Source organism: Spiroplasma sp. hy2, assembly GCF_044714365.1.
In the GTDB taxonomy this organism is placed as follows: domain Bacteria; phylum Bacillota_I; class Bacilli_A; order Mycoplasmatales; family Mycoplasmataceae; genus Spiroplasma; species Spiroplasma phoeniceum.
In genome coordinates, this window is sequence record NZ_RXFZ02000169.1 from 1 (window position 1) to 2,138 (window position 2,138).

Sequence of the window (2,138 nt, forward strand, 5' to 3'; positions counted from 1 at the left end):
RGTGATATTAAAATTGATAATAAAACAATTATTAAAAATACTGCTGATGAATTAATGGTTTCAGATTTAAAACAAAATAAAATAACTTTATTACCTAATAGTAGTGGTCGTGCTAATGCTGATTTTAATGCTGAAAACGGGGAATTAAGAATTTGAGACCCTAGTTTTGAAGGCGGTAAAAATACTGCTGATTATATGATTATTGATAGTACAGTTGCGGGAATTGAAAGTACTGATGATACATTTGGTACTACTAAATATTTAGATAAATTTTATTTACAGAAAAAAGATTTACCTAAAATACCAAATGATTGAGAAGTTGTTAATACTAGTGATTTTAATCCTAATTCTAWATATTTTAMAATTAAAAATTTTAATAAATCAGAATATTATTATCGTTTATGGTGTTATACAAAGCTTGAGATAGAACTATATATAATTACGCATATAAATTTTAAAGGTCAATTAGCAAGTGGAATATCATATGGAAATAATCCAAGTGGTTGAATTACCATTCAATTATTTTCCAACGGTGAGTTTAAATTATCATCAATATCAAATAGTGTTGAAATTAAAGGATTGTATATTGAAAGAAAAAAAGTAAGTTAGGAAGGAGATGTTTTTATGCCAAAAGTAGAAGTTAAAGATGTAATTATGTTTTTGAAAATATTTGGAGTTTCATCATTGTTTTTATCGCAGGAATTATTATTTGTTTTATAGGAGAAAAAACATTAGGTATTTCTTGACCAGCATATGTTATTGTTTCAGCAATGCTTATCGGAGCTGGAATTATCATTTTAATTATTGAAACAATTAGATTTATCAAAACACATAACAAAAACCAAAAACAAGATAATATTGAAGATGTTATTAAAAAAGAAAATACAAAATAAAGAGGTGTTATAAATGGGATTGTTACCACCAAAAAAGAAATTAAAAAAGAGTTATGATATTGATAGTTATTATCTTAATTTAGCATCAACTATTACTAATCGTAAAAAGGTTACTGTTCAAAAGCATAATGAGATCTTAGAAAAAAGAATATGCGAAGATAATGCTAATTTTTTAAATCCGCGTGAGTTAGAAATTATCATTTATAATCCAATTACTAATCAAAAAATAGATACTAAATTAATTAATAATTTTTTAAAAATGCAGGACTTTACTAATAAGAATTGATATAACGAATATAAAATTAATAGAAATGGTAAGGGTGCATATTTTATTTTTGCTAATAATTCTAAACTTAATTTTATTACTATTGATTTTTTCAATGACCAGTATGATGAATTAGGTAATTTAGTATCTTGTACTTTTGATTATGACCCTTATATTAAAAATGACCAGAGTGTTTTTATTACTGAAAAATTAGAGATTGATTATGTAACTAAACAAGTAAAAGTTATTAGAAAGTTAAAAACACGATTATACAGTACTATTACCGACTTATATATTGATGATGCTAAATGAAATAACTATACAACTTTACAAAGAGAAGAAATATTACCACTTAATTTTATTCCGATTAAAATTATTCCTAATAATCCTAATTTTGAACCTTCTGCTCGTTATGGTAAACAATTTGCTAGTATTTTAGATATTATTGCTGAAAAGATAATGTTAGACCCATTATTAAATAGTGGTAAATTTACCATTAATACTAATGGAGTWACTGGTGTTGTTGACCAAGAAATTAGTAAAATGTTGGCTTCATTTATTGAAAATGACTTATTATTGGTTGAAGGAGACCCTGATAGTAATTTTCAACCAGTAGACTATATCGCTGGTAATTTTAAAGGTGAACAATTAACCAAAATATATGATTGATTATTAACTAATTATTATAAAATAAATCGCCATCATGTTCCTGCAATCGCTAAAGGAGCTCAACAAACTCAGGCGGAAGTTGATGGTGTGAATATTCAAACAAACGCATCATACGAACAAATGATATATATTAGAGAAATTAAATTAACTGAATTTATTATTAAGTTAATTAAATATGATAATGCTGTTTTAAATAGTAGAACATTCAATAGACTTCTTGCATAACCTAGTTATTTTAAAATTCCTATAAAATATATTTAAAATAGAAATTATAGGAATCTAAAATTATGAAATTTGATAAATTTGATTAT

Annotated in this window: 3 protein-coding genes; all 3 read left to right on the forward strand. The window is 24.6% G+C overall.

Annotated elements, in window-relative coordinates; translation table 4 throughout:
* Window positions 1–609, forward strand: a 609-nt coding sequence (locus EHV01_RS04960) for a hypothetical protein (protein ID WP_422066485.1), incomplete at its 5' end; no start/stop codon positions are given.
* A 161-nt stretch (window positions 610–770) separates the two neighbouring features.
* Window positions 771–893 carry a hypothetical protein gene (locus tag EHV01_RS04965; RefSeq protein WP_422066486.1) on the forward strand — a complete coding sequence of 41 codons (123 nt, stop codon included), beginning with the start codon at window positions 771–773 and terminating at the stop codon, window positions 891–893.
* Window positions 894–906: 13 nt separating this feature from the next.
* A complete protein-coding gene (locus EHV01_RS04970) occupies window positions 907–2,052 on the forward strand; it encodes a hypothetical protein (protein WP_422066487.1) in 1,146 nt (381 codons plus the stop codon).
* Window positions 2,053–2,138 lie beyond the last annotated feature (86 nt).